The sequence below is a fragment of the Nocardia sp. NPDC056611 genome, assembly GCF_042792755.1.
Lineage (GTDB): Bacteria > Actinomycetota > Actinomycetes > Mycobacteriales > Mycobacteriaceae > Nocardia.
Genome location: NZ_JBHTVV010000002.1, coordinates 294,618 through 313,694 on the forward strand (window position 1 = coordinate 294,618; position 19,077 = coordinate 313,694).

The window sequence follows — 19,077 nt, forward strand, 5'->3', positions numbered from 1 at the left end:
CAACGACCACTACCGCAGCGGCGGGTTCTCCGGTCCGTCGCCGTCGGCGAACCCGGCCTGCTCGGCCAGGAAGCGCTCGAACTCCGCGCCCAGCTCGTCGCCGGTGGGCAGATCGTTCTCACTGGCCAGCAGGCTGGACTGGCGTTCCTGGGCGGTGACGAAGCTGTCGTACTGCCGCTCGAGCGCGGCGACCACGGTCTCCACCTCGGAATTGCCCGCGATCTGCTCGTTGACCTGTTCGCGCACCCGCGCGGCGGCGTCGGTGAGCGCGGCCAGCGGCAGTTCCAGGCCCGCGTTCTCGGCCACGTTCTCCAGCAGCGTCTGCGCGGCCTCCGGGTAGGCGGTCTGGGTCAGGTAGTGCGGCACGTGCACCGAGAAGCCGACCGACTCGTGTCCGTGCTGGGCCATCCGGAACTCCAGCAGCGAGGACGCGCTGCCGGGCACCTGCAGCTCACCGGGCCAGCGCTGATGCTCGCCGACCAGGTCGGAGTCCGAGGCGTGCGCGGTGACGCCGAGCGGGCGGGTGTGCGGGATGGCCATGGGGATCGCGCTCAGGCCGATGGTCCGGCGCACGCCCAGCTGTTCGGCCAGCAGGCGGACGGCGGTGACGAACCGCTCCCAGCGCAGATCCGGTTCCAGCCCGGCCAGCAGCAGGAACGGCGTGCCTGCGGTGTCCTTGAGCGCCCACAGGCTCAGTTCCGGCTCGGTGTAGTCGGCGAAGTGATCGGTTTTGAAGGTCATGAGCGGACGCCGCGAGCGGTAGTCGAGCAGTTCGTCCATGTCGAACGAGGCGACCAGTTCGTGCTCGAGGCTGTCCTTGAGATGCGAGGTGGCCAGGCGTACCGCGTGTCCGGCGTCGGTGAAACCCTCGAGGCCGTGCACCAGGACCGGGCCCGAGCCGTCGGGAGAGGACAGCTGCGGAGCCGGGAATTCCAGCTCGTACATTCGCGACTCGTAGTCCATCGCGTACTCCTTCCTGCGTGGCCCACTTTCGCGACCAACCCCATTGTCCCTCATGCCCATGACAGGCGCGCAGCACCCGCACCCGCTGTGCAACACGCCGACCCCGGACCCGCATTCCCGCCGTCCCGGCGCGCGGCGTGGCATTCGGTGTGAACAGCCGATTTTCGGCATAGTGGGCCGAGTGACCGAGCCCTCCGCACCCCCCGTACGCAGCACCCGCAGGACCGCGCGGATGGTGGGGATCGTCACGCTGGGCACGGTGCTGGCGGCCTGCGCGACCACGGTCACCGGGCATCCGACCGCCGTGCGCAATCCGGCGCCGGTCGCCACCGTCGACCAGACGCTCACCGCGATGCTGCCCGATCCCTCGAAATTCCCGTCGCGCTATACCGCGGTCGTGCTGTCGCCGGAGACCGCCGCCCAGGCCGCGTACGACCTCGAGGGGTATCTGCCGGGGGCGCAGGTGGATCCGAGTACGTGCGTGCCGGTCGCGCCGAAGACCGGTCCGGCCGTGTCGGTCGGGACCGACGACCACGGCCAGGCGACGCTCACGGTGGTGCTGACCCGCCCGGGCAAGCCGCTGTCGACCCTGCGGGATCAGTTGCGGCAGTGCGGGACCGTGAAGGTCGGGCATACCGGGGTGACGTCGGTGGTGACCACGCAGCTCGATCCGCCGCCGCCGGTCATCGCCGACGATTCGCTCGCCCTGCGCCGGACGGTCGGACCGGAGAATCGGCCGGGCGGCCCGGAGAACCGCGATGGCCTCACCCGCAGCATGCAGACGCTGATCGGTCAGGTCGGCGAGGTGCGGGTCGCTGTGACGTACATGACTTCCGGGTCCACCTCCGATACCGAGGCGCTCGACACCCTGTTCACCGCGGCCGTCCGCAAGGTGCGCAAGGGCTGAGCGTCCCGGGGGCCCGGGAAGCCGCGGGAAAGGGAGCCGACCCTGCCTGCTCGGCTCCCGGACCCCATCAGCAGGCGGGAAGCGGCTGGTTCGAACCCGAGTTGGAACCGCTGCCGCCCGAGCCGGTGCCCGAGCCGCTGTCGCCGGAGCCGGAGGCCGAGCCGCTGCCGCCCGAACCGGTGCCCGCCGAACCACCCGACGAGCCCGGGATCAGCGAGGAGATCGGCGGGCAGGTTCCGCCCTTGCCGACGATGTAGACGGTCTGCGAGGTGCTCAGCCCCTGGCGGACGCCCACGGTATAGGTGCCGTCATTGGTCGGGTGCCAGGCCAGGTTCGCGGCCGCGCCGGCGCCGTAGGAGACGGGGGTGAGGGTGCCGATGACCGCGCCGTTGACCAGGAAGTCGACCGGGGTCAGCTGGTCGGCGCCGGTCAGCGAGGCCTGGATGACGCAACCGTCGGCGACACTGCACGGCTTGTCGCTGGTGAGGCCCGCGACATTGACGTCCGAGATGGCGGCGCCCGCCGGGGCGGCGAGCATGGAACCGGCCACCACGGCGAGCGCGACGGCCGCCGTCGCACCCGCGGCGGGCCGTCGCAGATCTGGGTAGAGCTGTTTACTCACGGAGAATCCTTTCGGCGCGTTGAAGGGGTCGCGCCGGGCGGACTGTAACAGTGGCGGACTGTGAAAGTTCACGAAATCGCCAGTGCTGCAACATCATTCGATTTTCGCATAACAGGGAAGCGGTTACTCGCCGGTACGGTAGCGGGTGACGAGCTCCGCGCCCAAGCGCGCCAGTTCCGCACGCACCGATTCCGGCTCCACCACCTCCACGGCCGCGCCCCAGCCGGCCAACTGCTGGGCGATCATGAGCGCCGTCGGCGCGGTGACCGTGGCCCGGACCCGCCCGTCGCCGGTGGGGCCGCCCAGAACGCAGTGCCGCCCTTGCTGTTTGCGCAGCACCGGGGCCAGCTCGGCGGTGATCAGGACCGTCGCCGCGAGTGAGGAACGCTGCCGTTCGACCTCCTCGACCACCTCCGACCAGGCTGTCGACAGGTCGAAATCCTCCGGCCGGGAGGCGATCTCGCCGGTCGGCTCGGCGCTCGCGATCCGGTCCACGCGGAAGGTCCGCTGCCCGTGCTCGGTTCCGGCGACCAGGTACCAGATGCCGTCCTTGTCGACCAGGCCCCACGGATCGACCAGCCGCTCGGTCCGCTGTCCGGCGCGGTCGTAGCGCAGCCGGATCCGGCTGCGGCGCACCACTGCCCGCTGCAGCTCGTCCACCAGGGCCGGTGGCCGGTCGTCGGGTTCGCCCCAGCGGGCCGGGTCCACCACGATCGCGCCCGCCGCCGCCTCCGCGGTGTCGCGGAAGGTGGGCGGCAAGGCGCGCAACAGCTTCCGCAGTGCGGACTTGGTGGCCGGGCTCGCCGTGGCGACCGGGCCCAGCAGGAGGAACAACGCCTGGGCCTCGGGGCCGGTGAGGCCGCTCAGGTCCGTGCGCGCGCCGCCGACCAGTGCCCAGCCGCCGCCGCGTCCGGGCTGCGGGTAGACCGGGACACCGGCCGTCGACAGGGCTTCCAGGTCCCGGCGCGCGGTCGCCACCGACACCTCGAGCTCGGCCGCCACCTCGGCCGCGGTCACCCGGCCCCGGGTCTGCATGAACAGCAGGGTCGCCACCAATCGATCCGCGCGCATGGCTGGAAGTCTGCCCGGAAAAGTGCTCATTTGGTGAGCACTTTGCGCGCGACGATGGTGTGGTAACCAGCTGAACCGACCGAGGAGAACCGCCATGCTGCGTGGAATGGCCACCGTCAACTACTTCGCCGACGATCTCGAGGCGGCCAAGGACTGGTACAGCGAACTGCTCGGCGTGCAGCCGTATTTCGCCGTGCCGGGCGGGTACTACGAGTTCCGCATCGGTGATTACCAGGCCGAATTGGGCATCATCGCGGGCAAGTTCGCGCCCTCGCACCCGGATGTCCCGGGTGGTCAGATCGTGAACTGGCATGTCGACGATGTCGCCGCCACCTTCCGGCGGCTGCTCGGCATGGGGGCGACCGAGCACGAGCCGATCATCGAGCGCGGTGAGGGCACCGGTTTCGTGACGGCCTCGGTGGTGGACCCGTTCGGCAATGTCCTGGGGATCATGTCCAATCCGCACTACCTGGCGATCCTGGCCGAGTCCCGGCCCGCCTAGGCGTCTTTCGTTGCACACGGTCTCCTTCCGGCGCTGCCGCGGGGCAGTGCCAGGCGGACACTAGCAGCGGAAACCTGGCCGGGCGGGCAAAATGAAATGATTGCATTTCAGGTTTGCGTGCCGAGGGCTCGGCGCGGGTGCCCGGGCCGGCGGCCGCGCGGGCCGGCGGACGATACCAACGGGCACCGACACAGTCCGCGCTGCGGCTCCCGGGCCACGCCGAGTACTCCACGACGCGCGATCGGGGCGATGAATCATCCACAGCCCCAGCGAAACCCGAGGTCGGCGATCGGGGGCGGGTGGCGGCCGGGCGCACGCTCGACGGCATGAACGCACCCATCGAGCCCATGCCGCCCGTCGAGCCCACCCCGCCCGTCGAGCCCACCCCGCCCGTCGAGCCCACGCCGCCCGTCGAGCCCACCCTGCCCGTCGAACCGGCTCCGCTCGCCGAGTTCACGCCGCGCCCCGCATCGGGGCTGTCCGATCGCCCGGATACCGCGACCGACCCGCCGTTCGAGGATCCGGGGGAGTGCGGGCCGCGGCTGCGCGAGCCCGGTGACCTGATCGCGGCCGTCCCCGCGATGCTCGGCTTCATGCCCGCGCGGTCCTTGGTGGTGACCGTGCTGAGGGCGGACCCGGAGTCGCCGGAGGCCGCGGCGGTCGAGGTGGTGACCCGCATGGATCTCGACAATCGGGGCCGATCCGCGACCGGACTGCTGGTCGAGCGGGTCGCCGGAATCTGTGTGCGGCACCGGGCCGTCGCGGCGCTGGCCCTCGTGATCGACGACCGCGCGACCGAACCCACCGGGCGGCATGCGGGGGTGCGGGCACGTAAATACGGTGACCTCGTCGCCGCCCTCGAACATCGGCTCGACGCGGACGCGGTGCCGCTGGCCGGAGCGTGGGCCGTGCAGGCCATCGGGCCGGAACTGCCCTGGTGGACGCTGTCGGGACCGTGGTCGCGCGGGCTCCAGCACGATCCGGCGACCTCCATGGTGACCCTGCGCCACGTCCTCGACGGCCGCCCGCTGCGCGGCTCCCGCCGGGAGTTGACCGACCTGCTCGCGATCGACCCCGTGGCGCGGGACGCGACCGCCGCCGCCCTCGAGATCGCGGCCGCCGCCGCGGCCCGGCGGCCGGCCCGGCTGGTGCAGCACGGCGATCCGCGGGTGCGACTGCGGCTCGAATTGTGCCGGGCGCTGGGCTATCTCGAACGGGTCGAGGCCGGGCTCCGGCTCACCCCGGTCGAGCTGGCGGATCTGGCCGTGGCGCTCCGGGATCCGGCGCTGCGCGACATCATGTTCGGGTTGGCCCCGGGCCCGCACGCCGACGGCGCGGAAGCGCTGTGGACCCAGCTGACCCGCGCGCTGCCCGATCCGGATCGCGCCGAAGCGGCAGCGCTGCTGGGCTATTGCGCGTACACGCGGGGCGACGGCCCCTTGGCCGGCGTGGCGCTGGACGCCGCGCTGACCGCGGATCCGCAGCACCGTATGGCGAGCCTGCTGGAACTGGGCTTGCAGACCGGCATGCCGCCGGAGCGGTTGCGGCGGCTCACGGACTCCGGTCGTGAGACCGCCGCCGATCTGGGTGTGCGCCTCGGGCCGGAGCCGCGGTGATCACACCGCGGACCCCGGACCGGTCCGGAAGGGCTCAGCGGGCGCTGTGCGCGCGGTCGCCGAGAGAGCGCAGGAATTCCCAGGCGTCGGAGACGATCTCGTCGAGATCGGTGTGCTCGGGCGTCCAACCGAGTTCGGCGATGGCCTTGGCGCTGGAGGCGATCAGCACGGCCGGGTCACCCGCGCGCCGTGGAGCGTCGACCGCGTTGATCGGCAGCCCGGTCACCCGCGCGCAGGCCGAGATGACCTCGCGCACCGAGAAACCGGTGCCGCTGCCCAGATTGAAGATGCGATGCGCACCCGGCTGCGACTGCTCGAGCGCCTTCAGATGCGCCTGCGCCAGATCGCGGATGTGGATGTAATCGCGCACCGCGGTGCCGTCCGGCGTCGGGTAGTCGGTGCCGAACACCGAGATCGACTCACGATGACCCAGCGCGGTCTGCAATACGAGGGGGATGAGATGGGTTTCCACCACACGGTTCTCGCCGAGCCCGGCGTAGGCGCCGGCCACGTTGAAGTAGCGCAGGCTGGTCGCGGCCAGGCCGTGCGCGGCCGCGTACGAGGTGATCGCGTAGTCGATGGACAGCTTCGACGCGCCGTAGGGATTCGTCGGCGCCTTGGGGGCGTCCTCGACGATCGGCACCTGCTCCGGCTCGCCGTACACCGCTGCGGTGGAGGAGAACACCAGCTTCGGCGTGCCCGCCGCCCGCATGGCCTCGAGCAGGGCCAGGGTCTTGACCACATTGCCGTGCCAGTACTTCTCCGGCGCCACCACCGATTCGCCGACCAGCGACTGGGCCGCGAAATGCAGCACCCCGTCGAAGGATTCGGCGGCGATCAGTTCGGTGCCGACGGTGGCGATATCGCCCTCGACGAACTTGACCCCGGCCGGGACGCCGTCGGCGTTGCCGGTGGACAGATCATCGACGACCACGACCTCGTGGCCGTCCTCGAGCAGAACCTGCGCGCACACGCCACCCACGTAGCCGGCGCCGCCAGTTACCAGAAGCTTCACGGATCAGACCAACTTCACCTGGACGGCGTGCGCCATCTCGTCGGACAGTTCGAATCCCTCGTGCCCGGGCACCGAGATGACCACCGCGCCCGGCTTGTTCTCCACGGTGACGCGGGCGTCGGGCACCACACCGGCCTGGCGGAGCTGGTTGATGGTCTCCGGGTCGGTCTGGATGTGCTCGGACAGCCGGCGCACCACCACGGCCTGGGCCTGCCCGGCGGGCAGGTCGCTGAGCCGGACCAGCTTCTCCTCGGACCCGGCGGCGGGATCGATGCCCAGTTCGTCCAGGCCCGGAATCGGATTGCCGTAGGGGGAGGTAGTGGGGTGGTTGAGCACCTCGACCAGACGGCGCTCGACCTCCTCGCTCATCACGTGCTCCCAGCGGCAGGCCTCGGCGTGCACGTTCTCCCACTCGAGACCGATGATGTCGACCAGCAGACGCTCGGCCAGCCGGTGCTTGCGCATCACGGCGACCGCCATGGCGCGGCCCTTCTCGGTCAGTTCGAGGTGGCGATCACCGGCGACGTTCAGCAGACCGTCGCGCTCCATCCGCGCGACCGTCTGGCTCACCGTCGGGCCGCTCTGCTCGAGGCGTTCGGCGATGCGCGCACGCAGCGGCGTGACGCCCTCCTCCTCGAGGTCGTAGATGGTACGGAGGTACATCTCCGTGGTGTCGACCAGATCCTTCACCTGTTAAACCCCTTCGTCGGCACGAATTCTACCCATGCACGGCGGCTGCACCGGGCGACAGCTTATTTCGCGAACGCACGGTCAACAGCCAGGACGGGCAGCGTGTTCCCAGCAGGTTTGCTCGGTGGCAGCCTGCCATCCCGGTACGACAGCCCGGCGGGCACCGCGGTGTGCCAAGCCTACGAACCGGCGCGACGCATTAGCGTGGCAGGTATGCCTGGCCGAGCTGGTGGTGAACCGAACCTCGCAGTGGATGGAACGGTCGTATGGACCGATCGATTCCTCGACTACACCTGGACCCCCGAGCACCCCATGCGCCCGGTGCGCCTGCAGTTCACCATGGCGCTGGCCGACGGATTGGGCCTGCTCGACGGCGTGGAGCAACTCACACCGGACGCCGCGGGTGAATCGGAGTTGCTGCGCGTGCACACCCACGACTACATCGAGGCCGTCAAGCACGCGCGGCAACCGCTGGGCTCGGCGCCCACCGCCCCGCCCTACGGACTCGGCTCGGCCGACAACCCGGTCTTCCCGCACATGCACGAGGCGGCGTCGGTGATCGTGGGCGGCACGCTGGCCGCCGCGCAGGCGATCGCGGCCGGGCACACCCGCCGGGCGGTGAGCATCGGTGGTGGTATGCATCACGCCATGCCGGCCTCGGCAGCGGGGTTCTGTGTGTACAACGATGTAGCGGTGGCGATTTCGTGGTTGCTCGACAACGGTTTCGACCGCATCGCCTATCTCGATGTGGACGTGCACCACGGCGACGGGGTGCAGCGGGTGTTCTACGGTGACCCGCGGGTGCTGACGGTGTCCATCCACCAGCACCCGGCGACCCTGTGGCCCAATACCGGCTGGCCGGAGGAGACCGGCGCGGGCGCGGCCGAGGGCACCGCCATCAATCTGCCGATCATGCCCGGCACCCGGGATTCGCTGTGGCTGCGCGGGTTCCACGCCGTGGTGCCGGGCGCGCTGGCGGCGTTCCGGCCGCAGATCGTGATCAGCCAGTGCGGTGTCGACACCCACCGCGAGGATCCCCTGGCCGACTTGGAACTCAGCATCGACGGTCAGCGCGCCGCCTTCCTGGCCATGCGTGAGCTCGCCGACCGGTACGCCGAGGGCCGCTGGCTGGCGGTGGGCGGCGGCGGGTACGGCCTGATCCGGGTGGTGCCGCGGGCCTGGACCCACCTCTTGGCCACCGCCTTGGATCGCACCATCGACCCCACGACCGCCACGCCGCCCGAATGGCGTGAGCTGGTCGGCCGATACGCGCCCATGGTGGCGGTGCCCGAGACCATGGGCGACGGGGCCGACACCTCGTTCGCGCGCTGGGACGGCCCCGGCGGCGGCCGCGACACCGGCGACGAGCGCGTGGACCGCGCCCGCCGGGCCCTCGACACATCCGTATTGGCAACGCGCCGGGCGAGTTTCGGCCTGCTCGGCCTGGATCCGGAGGATCCCCGTGACTGACCCCTCCCACTCCGCCGACCCGGCCGCGGTGTCCGGCAACGGCAGCGTGCCCCCGGCGCCGGCTCCGCCGCTGCCGCCGGACACCCCCGGCACCCCGGTGAATCCGCCTCCGCCGCCGGAGCATTGGTTCGCCGACGTGCTGGCCTCCGACGGCGGCGTGGTCGGGCTGCGGCCCATCACCCCCGACGACGCCGAGGCGCTGGAGCGCTTCCACACCGCGCTCTCCGACCGCACCCGCTACCTGCGCTACTTCGGACCGTACCCGCGGATGACGCCCAAGGACCTGTACCGGACCACGCACGTGGACTACCGCGACCGGGTCGGGCTGGTGACCGAACTCGGCGACGAGATCATCGCGGTGGGCCGCTACGAGTACCTGGCCGACCGCCCGGGACCGCGCGCGGCCGAGGTGGCGTTCGTGGTCGCCGACGAGCATCAGGGCCGCGGGCTGGGCTCGATCCTGCTCGAACACCTGGCGGGCGCGGCCGCGGAGAACGACATCGAGACCTTCGTGGCCGAGGTGCTCGCCGAGAACAACGCAATGGTGCAGGTGTTCCGCGACGCCGGTTATCAGGTGCAGCGCAGCCGCGACGGGTCGGTGCTGCACCTGGAATTCGCCATCGACCCCACCGAAGCGCTGCTGTCGGTGCGCGATTCACGCGAGCGGGCCTCGGAGGCGCGCAGCGTCGGGAACCTGTTGTCGCCCAAGTCCATCGCGGTGATCGGAGCCACCCCGTCGACCAGCCGGGTGGGTGGCGCGGTGCTGGCCAACCTGCTCTCGGGGGCATACCAGGGGCCGGTGTTCCCGGTGAACCGGAACCGCACCGCGGTGCGCGGTGTCCGCGCGTATCCGACCGTGCGCGACATCCCCGACGAGGTCGATCTGGCCGTGATCGCGGTGCCCGCCACCGAGATCGGGTCGGTGCTCGACGATTGCATGGCCAAGGGCGTCAAGGGCCTGGTGGTGCTGACCGCCGGATTCTCCGAGACCGGTCCGCACGGCTATCAGGCCGAACGCGATCTGGTCGACGCCGCGCGGGCGCACGGCATGCGGGTGGTGGGGCCGAGCGCGCTCGGCATCGCCAACACCGATCCGGCGATCGCGTTGAACGCCACCCTCGCTCCGGTGCTGCCCGGGCGCGGCCGGATCGGATTCTTCTGCCAGTCGGGCCCCCTCGGCGCGGCCATCCTGGGCGAGGCCGCGGCCCGGCAGCTGGGCCTGTCGACCTTCGTCTCCGCCGGCAACCGCGCCGACGTCTCCGGCAACGACCTGCTGCAGTACTGGGACAGCGACCCGGACACCGATGTGGTGCTGCTCTACCTGGAGACCTTCGGCAATCCGCGCAAGTTCTCCCGCATCGCGCGCCGGGTGGCGCACACCAAACCCATTGTGGCCGTGAACAGCGGCCGCAACGCGGCGCGGGTGGACGGGGATCAGGATCTGGATCGCTCGCTGGTGCGCAACCTGTTCGCGCAGGCCGGGATCATCCAGGTCGATTCCATCACCGAGCTGTTCGACTGCGCCATGCTGCTGGCCTATCAGCCGCTGCCGGCCGGTCCTCGGCTGGCGGTGATCGGCAACAGCGCCGCGTTGAGCTGGCTGGCCGTCGACGCGGCGCGCGGTGAGGGCCTGACCGTGGACGAGCCCACCGACCTCGGGCCGCAGGCCGGTCCGGCGGACTACCTGACCGCGGTGGCCGCCGCGACCAGCGATCCGGCGGTGGACGCGGTGATCGTCATCTACTCGCCGCCGGTGCCCGCCGCCGTGGCCTCCTTCGCCGAGGCGATTCGCGCGGGCGCGCAATCGGATCCGGCGACCCCGGTGCTCACCACCTTCGTCGCCGATCAGGGCATGCCGAACCTGCTCGCCACCCGTGGCCTGGGCGGCATCCTCGAACGCGGCTCCATTCCCTCCTACGGCGATCCGGAGCGGGCCGCCCGCGCGCTGGGGCGGGCGCGGCGCTACGCCGAGTGGCGTACCCGGCCGCTGTCGCCGATCGCCCGGCCCGGCGGCGCCGACACCGCGCGGGCACGGGAACTGGTGGCGCGGTGGATGTCCGACGACACCACCGCGTGGCTCACCGACCTGCAGGCCGCGGACCTGCTGGGCTGCTACGGGATCGACGTGGTCGAGTTCCGGGAGGTCCGTGACGCCGACGCCGCGGTGGCCGCCGCCGACGAACTGGGGTTCCCGGTGGCGGCCAAGGCCACCGGCGAGATCTGGCGCAACCGGCCCGATCTCACCGGCGTGCGCCTGGACCTGTGGCGGCCCGACGCCGTCCGGCGGGCCTTCACCGACCTGGCCGAGATCTCCGGCAACCCGGTGCACATTCAGCGCATGGCCACCAAGGGCGTGGGCTGCACCTTCCGGGTGCAGGACGACCCGTCGTTCGGTTCGGTCATCAGTTTCGGCCTGTCGGGCACCATCATCGACCTGCTCGGCGACCGGGTGTACCGGGCGTTGCCGCTGACCGAGGCGGAGTCGGCCGATCTCATCGACGCGCCGCGGGCGGCCCCGCTGCTGTCGGGCACCGTCGGCGGGCGCGATCTCGGCAAGCCGGTCGACAAGGGCGCGCTGGCCGAACTGGCGCAACGGATCTCGGCGCTCTGCGACGACCTGCCGGAGGTGCGAGAGTTGCAGTGCGAACCGGTGCTGGCCTCGCCCGAGGGCGCGGCGGTGCTGTACGCGCGGGTGCGAATCGGGCCGGAACCCAACCGGTTCGACATCGGGCCGCGCCGGATGGGTTGAGCAGTAGCCGAACTCGGAGAGGTGAACGTAGTGCAGGCGAATCAGATCGAGACAGCGACAGCGCCGCTGCGCGACGATATCCGGTTCCTCGGCGGCATTCTCGGGGACACCATTCGCGACCATGAGGGCCCGGAGATCTTCGACCTGATCGAACGGGTCCGGGTGGAGGCGTTCCGGATTCGCCGCTCGGAGGTGGAGCGCAGCGCGGTCGCGGACATGCTGCGCGATGTCGACATCCGCACCGCCATCCCGGTGATCCGCGCGTTCAGTCACTTCCTGCTGCTGGCCAATCTGGCCGAGGACCTGCAGCGCGATCGCCGGCGCGCGGTGCACGTCGCGGCCGGGGAGCCGCCGCAGGATTCCAGCCTGGCCGCCACCTACCAGAAGCTCGACGCCTCCGGGCCCGACGGGGCGGTGGTCGCCGACCTGCTGTCGGACGCGCTGGTGTCACCGGTCATCACCGCGCATCCGACCGAGACGCGGCGGCGCACCATCTTCGACGTGCAGGGCAAGATCACCGACCTGATGCGGCAGCGGCAGCGCTACAACAGGTACGAGCCCGAGTTCGCCGAGCTCGAGATCGACATCCGCCGCCAGGTGCTGCAACTGTGGCGGGCGGCGCTGATCCGATTGGCGCGCTTGCGGATCCAGGACGAGATCGACGTGGGGCTGCGGTACTACGACCTGACGCTGTTCGACGTCATCCCGCGCATCAACGACCAGGTGCGGGCCGCGTTGCGGTCACGCTGGCCGGGGCACGACCTGCTGGCCCGGCCGATCCTGCGGCCCGGCTCGTGGATCGGCGGCGACCGCGACGGCAACCCCAATGTGACCGCCGACGTGGTGCACCGCGCCACCCACCGCGCGGGCACGGTCGCGTTCGAGCGGTACCTGAGCGCGCTGGTCGAGCTGGAGAAGACGCTGTCGCAGTCGGCGCGGCTGGTGCCGGTGACACCGGCTCTGGCGGCGCTGGCCGACGCCGGATTCGACGAGTCGCCGCAGCGGGCCGACGAGCCGTATCGCCGGGCCGTGCGCGCGATCCGGGCCCGGCTGAGCGCCACCGCGATCCGGGCGCTGGGCGAGCTCCCCGCGGACGGCGTCGATGCCGGGGCGCTGCCCTACGACGGGCCGGGGGAGTTGCTGGCCGATCTGGACATCGTCGACGCGTCCATGCGGGCGTCCGGGGACGGACTGCTGGCCGATGATCAGCTGGCCTCGGTGCGATCGGCTGTGGAAACCTTCGGGTTTCACCTCCAGGGCCTGGACATGCGCCAGAACTCCGAGACCCACGAGCAGGTGGTGGCGGAGCTGTTCGCCTGGGCCGGAGTGCATCCCGACTACGCCTCGCTCGACGAGGACCAGCGGGTAGCGCTGCTGTCGGCCGAATTGACCACGCGCCGACCGCTGGTCGGGCCCGCCGCGCGGCTGAGCGACCTGGCCGCCAAGGAGCTCGCGGTGGTGCGCGCCGCCAGGAACGCGCTCGACGACCTGGGCCCCGACACCGTGCCCAACTACATCATCAGCATGTGCACCTCGGTCAGCGACATGCTCGAGGCCGCGCTGCTGCTGAAGGAGGCGGGCATTCTCGATCCGGGCGATGCGGACACCGCGCCCTCCAGCCCGGTCGGCGTGGTGCCGCTGTTCGAGACGATCGATGACCTGCGCCACGGCGCCGACATCCTCTCGGCCGCGCTGGAAGTGCCCGCCTATCACCGCCTGGTGTTCGCGCGCGGCATGCAGCAGGAGGTCATGCTCGGCTACTCCGACTCCAACAAGGACGGCGGGTACCTGGCCGCCAACTGGGCGCTGTACCGCGCCGAGCAGAACCTGGTGGACGTGGCCCGCAAGACCGGAATCCGGTTGCGGCTCTTCCACGGTCGCGGCGGCACCGTCGGCCGCGGCGGCGGCCGCAGCTACGACGCCATCCTGGCCCAGCCGGCCGGGGCGGTGCGCGGCGCCCTGCGGCTGACCGAGCAGGGCGAGGTCATCTCCACCAAGTACGCCGATTCCGGGACCGCGTATCGCAATCTGGAGGCGCTGGTCGCGGGCACGCTGGAATCCACCCTGCTGGATGTGGAGGGGCTGGGCGCGGAGGCCGAGCCCGCCTACGAAATCCTCGACGAGCTGGCCGAATCCGCGCGCATCGCGTACTCGAAGCTGGTGCACGAGACCCCGGGCTTCGTCGAGTACTTCCGGGCCTCCACCCCGGTGGCCGAGGTCGCGGACCTGAACCTGGGCAGCCGACCCGCCTCGCGTAAACCCACCGACTCCGTCTACGACCTGCGCGCCATCCCGTGGGTCATGGCCTGGAGTCAGTCGCGGGTCATGCTGCCCGGCTGGTATGGCACCGGGACCGCGTTCGAGCAGTGGATCGGCGACGACCCCGAGCGCCTGGCCACCCTGTCGGACCTGTACCGCCGCTGGCCGTTCTTCAACACGGTCATGTCGAACCTGGCTCAGGTGATGGCCAAGGCGGACATGGACATCGCCGCCCGCTACGCGGACCTGGTGCCCGATGAAGCCTTGCGCGACACCGTCTTCCGCATGATCTGCGACGAGTTCGCCCGCACCGCACGGATGCACGCCGCCATCACCGGCGCCGACGAACTGCTCGCCGACAACCCGGCCCTGGCCGAGTCCATCCACAATCGCTTCCCGTACCTGGAACCGCTCAACCAACTCCAGGTGGAGCTACTCCGCCGCCGCCGTGCGGGGGACACCTCCGAACTCGTGGAGCGCGGCATCCTGCTCACCATGAACGGTCTCGCCACCGCCCTGCGCAACTCCGGCTAATCGATCCAGGGCCCTGCCCCGGAAACCTGGGGCGGCCCGGTGGGTGGAATGTCTGAATTCCACACTCTGCGAACGCTACTGTTCGTGAACCTCGCGTACGGGGTTCACGAACAGGAGTAGCGCATGGGCGCAGGCAATGCGATCGCCCGCGGAATCGGCAGAGGCGCAGTGGTTTTGATGGCGACCGGCGCCTTGGCCGGGCTGGCGACATCGACCGCGTCGGCGTCGGAAGTCGCCGTGACCCTCACCGCTGAGGGCTGATGGTGGGGTTTGACGCGTAGGTAATTTCCTACCTATTGTGGTCGGGTGCCCTACCGCTTGAAATCCGGAGACGCCGATCGTGTGTTCGGCGCGCTGGCCAATCCGACCCGGCGCGACATCCTCGAGCTGCTGCTCGAGGGTGAGCAGTCGGTGCAGGTGATCGCCGAGCGTTTCGACATGGCCCGGCCCAGCGTGTCGGAGCACCTGAAGGTGCTGCGGGACGCGGGCCTGGTGGCCGAGGACAAGCGTGGGCGGCAACGGTTCTACCGCGTGGAACCGGACCCCTTGCACGACGTGCAGTCCTGGCTCGATCCGTTCGAACGGTTCTGGCGGGCCAGGCTGCGTGACCTGGGCGCGGTGCTCGACGCCATGCCCGACGATCCCCACGATCCCGACGAGAAGGACCGACGATGACCGGCGACACCACCAGAATCGAACTCGACCAGTTCTATCCGCACCCGCCCGCCAAGGTGTGGCGGGCGCTCACCACCCCGGAACTCATGGGGCAGTGGATGATGCGGCCGGTCGGGTTCGAGCCGGTGGTGGGCACGGTCTTCGAGATGACCACCCAGCCCATGCCCGGCCAGAACTTCTCCGGCGAGATCCGCGGCCGGGTGCTCGCGGTCGTCGAGCCGGAACTGCTCACTCTCACCTGGAACGACGCCAAGGCCGAGCAGGAGACGGGCTGGGTGATCAGCTGGACCCTGCGTCCCGAGGGGCATGGCACCCGAGTCCTGTTCAGCCACAGCGGCTTCGACCCCGAGGATCCGGTCATGCAGCGCGCCCGCAGCATCATGGGCGGTGGCTGGCGGGGCATGCACGACCGGCTCGGCTCGGTCCTGACAGCCGGCTGACCCTGGCTCAGCCCCCGAATTCGGTGCGGTGGTCGCGCACCCAGTCGGCGTAGGTGCGGGGCGCGTGGCCGAGAACCTGCTCGACATCGCCGGTGACGATCGCGTTCCCGCCGTCGCGGACGAAGGCCTGACCGGCCAGGGCGCCGTCCGCGTATTCCTCGGACATGCCCGATTCGAGCATGAATCCGCGGGCCACATCCAGGGGAATGTCGGTGACCTCGATAGCACGGTCGAGCGCCGCCGCCAGCACGGCGGCCTGATCATGGGTGGTCAGCGCCGCGGGACCGGTGAGGGTGTAGATCCGTCCCGCATGGTCGTCGGAAAGCAGGACTTCGGCCGCCACCGCCGCGACATCGCGCGGATCGACCACGCCCTGCGCGCCGGCGCCGGTCATGTTCGGGACCGGCTGACCGGTCTGGATCGGCGCGACCCAGCTACGGGTATTGGAGGCGAAACTGCTGGGCCGCAGGATGGTCCAGTCCACCCCGCTCTCGCGCACCGCCTGCTCGCCGGGCAGATGCCAGGTGCCGACGCGCCCCAGCTCCGGATCCCCGGTGCCGATCGCGGACAGCTTCACCAGGCGGCGCACCCCGGCCGCGCGCGCCGCCGCGACCAGCGCCCGATCCAGTTCCACGTAGTCGGGGCCCAGCAGCCCGACCAGGAACGCCGCCTCCGCGCCGGCGAAGGCGGCGGCCATGGAGTCGGTGTCGGCGTAGTCGCCGCGCACCACCTCGACTCCTGCCGGAACCCGCGCCTGCTCCGGATTCCGGGTCACCGCACGGACTTTCACGTCCCGCTCGGCCAACAACCGGACGACTTCACTGCCGATGGTGCCCGTGGCACCGGTGATAACGATCATGTCCATCACCCTGCCGCCGGGCCCGGCTCGCGAGATAGGAAAAACCGGCACAGCCGGATCGGCCGATGCTGCCTAGAGTGGATTCGGTGACCACCGCGCAAACTCTGGCCTCCGTCGTGTCCGCCGAGGACCTCGAGCACCGCACGACGCCGCCCGCCGGTCTGCGCCCCTGGATCGCCGAGATCGCCCACATCCCGACCACCGATCCCGGACCGGTCGCCTTCAGCCACCTGCCCCTGGCCGCCACCTCGATCGTGTTGCGCCGCGAGGCATCCGGCCGCCGCGACGCCTGGGTGCTGGGCCCGCGCACCCGCGCCACCTACGCCCACCCGGAGCGGCCGGCGGGCTGCACCCGCATCCGACTGGCCCCCGGCGCCGCCCAGCCGCTGCTCGGCGTCCCGGCGGCCGAGCTGACCGATCGGGTCACCCTGCTGTCGGCGCTGCCCGGCCCGGCGGCCGAGCTGGCCGACGTGCTGCTGGAGCTCGACCCGGACGAGGTGACGGCCTTCCTGGAAGCCGAACTCCCGCACCGGGTCACCGAGGATCCGGTGCGCCGCGACCACCGCCGACTCCTGAATTCGGCGGTGACCGCCATGGATACCACCGCACCGGTCGGCGAGCTCGCGACCGGGCTGGCGGTCTCCGAACGCCAGCTCCGCAACCTGTTCACCGCCGGAATCGGCGTGTCGCCCAAGCACTACGCGCGCATCACCCGGCTGCGTCAGGTGCTGGCGGCGGGCGGCAATACCCCGTGGTCGGATCTGGCCCACTCCTCGGGCTACTACGACCAGTCCCACCTGAGCGCGGATTTCCGCTCGCTCATGGGCGTCGCGCCGACCGCCTACTTCCGCGGCGACGTCCCGGCCCCGACGCCGTGCCAGGCGCTGACCCGGCGCTAATTCAGGGCAGGGTGATCAACGGCTGGGTGTCGCCCGCGGGCCACAGTGTTTCGATGACGGCGGTGAGCCGGATGCGGGAGTTGCCGAGGCTGCCGGTGAAGACGCGGCGGCCCGCGGCGGCGTCGCGCAGCTCGGTGGCGTCGGTGAGGGCGAGCGCACGCGCCCAGGTGACCAGCTGGATATTCGATTCGGCGGCGGGTAGATCCGGGTGGACGATGCCGCAGAACTCGGCCTCCGCGCCGGTGGGGTCCAGCCGGGCGCGGCAGTCCCACATCCAGCTCACCGGCGGGAGCGGCTCACCGGCGATCTGGCTCGCATAGGTGTTCACCTGCTGCGACAGGGTGTCGATGGCAATCATCGTCAGCGAATCGGTCACGGGCGACAGATTCCCATCCCCGAGAGCCGGTGCCCCGCAATCCCACTCGTCCCGCGTGTCGACGGGGTCCGGACACGGAAACGCCGGCCGACTCGGCTCGCCCGGAGGGGGACGTACGGGGGAGCGAATCGGCCGGCGAAATCGGGCCAGCGCCTCGAGATGGCCCGATGACCGGTGTGGAGCCGGGCAGGGGGACCGGCTCCACGAGGTCGGAACCGCGGGACTAGCTGGCGTAGGCGCGCAGGCGGTCGGCGCGCTCGCCCTTGCGGAGCTTGGACATGACCTCGCGCTCGATCTGGCGGACCCGCTCGCGGGAGAGCCCGAAGAGCTTGCCGATCTGGTCGAGGGTGCGCGGCTGGCCGTCGTCGAGGCCGTAGCGCAGCCGGATGACCTGCTGTTCGCGCTCGTCCAGGGTGGCGAGCACGACGCGCACGTCGCGGTGCAGCAGCCCGGCGATGACCGCGCTCTCGGCGGAGGTGGCCTCGGAGTCCTCGATGAAGTCGCCCAGCGGAGCCTCTTCGTCATTGCCGACCGGCATGTCCAGCGATACCGGGTCGCGGCTGTGGTCGAGCAGATCGGCGATCTTGTCGACCGGAATGCCGGATTCGCGCGAGAGTTCCGCGTCGGTCGCCTCGCGGCCCAGCTGCTGGTGCAGCTCACGCTTGATGCGCGCCAGCTTGTTCACCTGTTCGACCAGGTGGACGGGGAGGCGGATGGTGCGGGACTGATCCGCCATACCCCGGGTGATGGCCTGCCGGATCCACCAGGTCGCGTAGGTCGAGAACTTGAAGCCCTTGGTGTAGTCGAACTTCTCCATCGCGCGGATCAGACCCAGGTTGCCTTCCTGGATGAGGTCCAGCAGCGGCATGCCACGACCGGTGTAGCGCTTGGCCAGCGAGACCACGAGGCGGAGGTTGGCTTCCAGCAGGTGCTGGCGGGCGGCCTGACCTTCGCGAACCAGGATCGCCAGATCCTTCTTCTTCGCGGCGGACAAGCGCTTGCTCGTCTCCAGCAGGTGCTGAGCGTAGAGGCCCGCCTCGATGCGCTTGGCCAGCTCGACCTCGTCGGCCGCCGTGAGCAGCGCCGTCTTGCCGATCCCGTTCAGGTACACACGTACCAGGTCGGCGGCGGGGCTTGCGGCGTCGAGGTCTTGTTCGCTGGTGCGCACGTCAGTGGTGGCGGGGCTTGTCATGACTTGCCTCCTGTCGGTGGTGTCTCGCTCCGTACAACGGGCCCGACTTCAGGAAAGTTCCCCGCCGGAGCCGGTGTAAACCGCACCTGAGCTGCGGTTTTTACGGTGCACGGCTGAGAAGTTCCTGAGAAGCGCGGATCGCCGGGAACCCGGGCAGCCGGCGGACGGGCCCTCGGTGACCGGGTGGTTGCCGCCGCCGGAACCCGAACTTCGCAATGCCGCAATCGAATACGTGTGA

Annotated in this window: 18 protein-coding genes; 10 read left to right on the forward strand and 8 right to left on the reverse strand. The window is 70.8% G+C overall.

Translation table 11 applies throughout. From position 1 onward, the window contains the following. Positions 1 to 9: 9 nt before the first annotated feature. Positions 10 to 963: a proteasome assembly chaperone family protein gene (locus ACFRAQ_RS09800; RefSeq protein ID WP_379096757.1), complete on the reverse strand. Its 954-nt coding sequence runs from the start codon at positions 961 to 963 to the stop codon at positions 10 to 12. 181 nt (positions 964 to 1,144) lie between these two features. On the opposite strand from ACFRAQ_RS09800, the gene ACFRAQ_RS09805 reads away from it, so the two are divergent. Continuing rightward, positions 1,145 to 1,870: a sensor domain-containing protein gene (locus tag ACFRAQ_RS09805; RefSeq protein ID WP_379096760.1), complete on the forward strand. Its 726-nt coding sequence runs from the start codon at positions 1,145 to 1,147 to the stop codon at positions 1,868 to 1,870. Positions 1,871 to 1,937: 67 nt separating this feature from the next. Here the strand turns inward: ACFRAQ_RS09805 and ACFRAQ_RS09810 are convergent, their stop codons facing one another. After that, positions 1,938 to 2,492, reverse strand: a complete 555-nt coding sequence (locus ACFRAQ_RS09810) for a hypothetical protein (RefSeq protein ID WP_379096763.1) — start codon at positions 2,490 to 2,492, stop codon at positions 1,938 to 1,940. Positions 2,493 to 2,615: 123 nt separating this feature from the next. Then, positions 2,616 to 3,563, reverse strand: a complete 948-nt coding sequence (locus ACFRAQ_RS09815) for a helix-turn-helix transcriptional regulator (protein WP_379096765.1) — start codon at positions 3,561 to 3,563, stop codon at positions 2,616 to 2,618. 94 nt (positions 3,564 to 3,657) lie between these two features. Here ACFRAQ_RS09815 and ACFRAQ_RS09820 point away from each other — a divergent pair, with 94 nt between their 5' ends. Continuing rightward, positions 3,658 to 4,065 (forward strand): VOC family protein, encoded by a 408-nt coding sequence (locus tag ACFRAQ_RS09820; protein ID WP_379096768.1) that lies wholly within the window; start codon positions 3,658 to 3,660, stop codon positions 4,063 to 4,065. A gap of 326 nt (positions 4,066 to 4,391) precedes the next feature. Further along, positions 4,392 to 5,681: a DUF4192 domain-containing protein gene (locus ACFRAQ_RS09825; protein ID WP_379096771.1), complete on the forward strand. Its 1,290-nt coding sequence runs from the start codon at positions 4,392 to 4,394 to the stop codon at positions 5,679 to 5,681. A 34-nt stretch (positions 5,682 to 5,715) separates the two neighbouring features. On the opposite strand, the gene galE is transcribed toward ACFRAQ_RS09825, so the two are convergent. Next, a complete protein-coding gene (galE, locus tag ACFRAQ_RS09830) occupies positions 5,716 to 6,696 on the reverse strand; it encodes a UDP-glucose 4-epimerase GalE (protein WP_379096774.1) in 981 nt (326 codons plus the stop codon). A 3-nt stretch (positions 6,697 to 6,699) separates the two neighbouring features. Beyond that, positions 6,700 to 7,386 (reverse strand): iron dependent repressor, metal binding and dimerization domain protein, encoded by a 687-nt coding sequence (locus ACFRAQ_RS09835; RefSeq protein WP_357093423.1) that lies wholly within the window; start codon positions 7,384 to 7,386, stop codon positions 6,700 to 6,702. A gap of 213 nt (positions 7,387 to 7,599) precedes the next feature. On the opposite strand from ACFRAQ_RS09835, the gene ACFRAQ_RS09840 reads away from it, so the two are divergent. From ACFRAQ_RS09840 to ACFRAQ_RS09865, 6 genes are all read left to right on the forward strand, one after another. Beyond that, positions 7,600 to 8,856, forward strand: a complete 1,257-nt coding sequence (locus ACFRAQ_RS09840) for an acetoin utilization protein AcuC (RefSeq protein ID WP_379096778.1) — start codon at positions 7,600 to 7,602, stop codon at positions 8,854 to 8,856. A gap of 46 nt (positions 8,857 to 8,902) precedes the next feature. After that, positions 8,903 to 11,605: a GNAT family N-acetyltransferase gene (locus ACFRAQ_RS09845; protein ID WP_379100183.1), complete on the forward strand. Its 2,703-nt coding sequence runs from the start codon at positions 8,903 to 8,905 to the stop codon at positions 11,603 to 11,605. A gap of 30 nt (positions 11,606 to 11,635) precedes the next feature. Beyond that, positions 11,636 to 14,398, forward strand: coding sequence for a phosphoenolpyruvate carboxylase (gene ppc / locus ACFRAQ_RS09850; RefSeq protein WP_379096781.1), 2,763 nt, complete (start codon positions 11,636 to 11,638; stop codon positions 14,396 to 14,398). A gap of 123 nt (positions 14,399 to 14,521) precedes the next feature. Then, positions 14,522 to 14,659 (forward strand): hypothetical protein, encoded by a 138-nt coding sequence (locus ACFRAQ_RS09855; RefSeq protein WP_379096784.1) that lies wholly within the window; start codon positions 14,522 to 14,524, stop codon positions 14,657 to 14,659. Between the two features lie 45 nt (positions 14,660 to 14,704). Further along, the gene (locus ACFRAQ_RS09860; RefSeq protein ID WP_379096787.1) at positions 14,705 to 15,073 is read left to right on the forward strand and encodes an ArsR/SmtB family transcription factor; all 369 of its coding nucleotides are present in this window, start codon (positions 14,705 to 14,707) and stop codon (positions 15,071 to 15,073) included. Continuing rightward, positions 15,070 to 15,513 (forward strand): SRPBCC domain-containing protein, encoded by a 444-nt coding sequence (locus tag ACFRAQ_RS09865; RefSeq protein WP_379096790.1) that lies wholly within the window; start codon positions 15,070 to 15,072, stop codon positions 15,511 to 15,513. The genes ACFRAQ_RS09860 and ACFRAQ_RS09865 overlap by 4 nt, the downstream gene beginning before the upstream one ends. Positions 15,514 to 15,520: 7 nt before the next feature. Here the strand turns inward: ACFRAQ_RS09865 and ACFRAQ_RS09870 are convergent, their stop codons facing one another. Further along, complete coding sequence (locus ACFRAQ_RS09870) at positions 15,521 to 16,372, reverse strand: NAD(P)H-binding protein (protein ID WP_379096794.1); 852 nt, start codon at positions 16,370 to 16,372, stop codon at positions 15,521 to 15,523. 86 nt (positions 16,373 to 16,458) lie between these two features. On the opposite strand from ACFRAQ_RS09870, the gene ACFRAQ_RS09875 reads away from it, so the two are divergent. After that, the gene (locus ACFRAQ_RS09875; RefSeq protein ID WP_379096797.1) at positions 16,459 to 17,271 is read left to right on the forward strand and encodes a helix-turn-helix domain-containing protein; all 813 of its coding nucleotides are present in this window, start codon (positions 16,459 to 16,461) and stop codon (positions 17,269 to 17,271) included. Between the two features lies 1 nt (position 17,272). Here the strand turns inward: ACFRAQ_RS09875 and ACFRAQ_RS09880 are convergent, their stop codons facing one another. Beyond that, on the reverse strand, positions 17,273 to 17,647 hold the full coding sequence (locus tag ACFRAQ_RS09880; protein WP_379096800.1) for a hypothetical protein: 375 nt from the start codon (positions 17,645 to 17,647) through the stop codon (positions 17,273 to 17,275). A 223-nt stretch (positions 17,648 to 17,870) separates the two neighbouring features. Beyond that, positions 17,871 to 18,839: a sigma-70 family RNA polymerase sigma factor gene (locus ACFRAQ_RS09885; protein WP_357093448.1), complete on the reverse strand. Its 969-nt coding sequence runs from the start codon at positions 18,837 to 18,839 to the stop codon at positions 17,871 to 17,873. Between the last annotated feature and the right edge of the window lie 238 nt (positions 18,840 to 19,077).

Excerpts from the sequence above, each read along its gene's own strand:
- ACFRAQ_RS09800 (WP_379096757.1), bottom strand. The coding sequence starts at position 963 with ATGGACTACGAGTCGCGAATGTACGAGCTGGAATTCCCGGCTCCGCAG.
- ACFRAQ_RS09815 (WP_379096765.1), bottom strand. The coding sequence starts at position 3,563 with ATGCGCGCGGATCGATTGGTGGCGACCCTGCTGTTCATGCAGACCCGG.
- ACFRAQ_RS09820 (WP_379096768.1), top strand. The coding sequence starts at position 3,658 with ATGCTGCGTGGAATGGCCACCGTCAACTACTTCGCCGACGATCTCGAG.
- ACFRAQ_RS09825 (WP_379096771.1), top strand. The coding sequence starts at position 4,392 with ATGAACGCACCCATCGAGCCCATGCCGCCCGTCGAGCCCACCCCGCCC.
- ACFRAQ_RS09840 (WP_379096778.1), top strand. The coding sequence starts at position 7,600 with ATGCCTGGCCGAGCTGGTGGTGAACCGAACCTCGCAGTGGATGGAACG.
- ACFRAQ_RS09855 (WP_379096784.1), top strand. The coding sequence starts at position 14,522 with ATGGGCGCAGGCAATGCGATCGCCCGCGGAATCGGCAGAGGCGCAGTG.
- ACFRAQ_RS09865 (WP_379096790.1), top strand. The coding sequence starts at position 15,070 with ATGACCGGCGACACCACCAGAATCGAACTCGACCAGTTCTATCCGCAC.
- ACFRAQ_RS09870 (WP_379096794.1), bottom strand. The coding sequence starts at position 16,372 with ATGATCGTTATCACCGGTGCCACGGGCACCATCGGCAGTGAAGTCGTC.
- ACFRAQ_RS09885 (WP_357093448.1), bottom strand. The coding sequence starts at position 18,839 with ATGACAAGCCCCGCCACCACTGACGTGCGCACCAGCGAACAAGACCTC.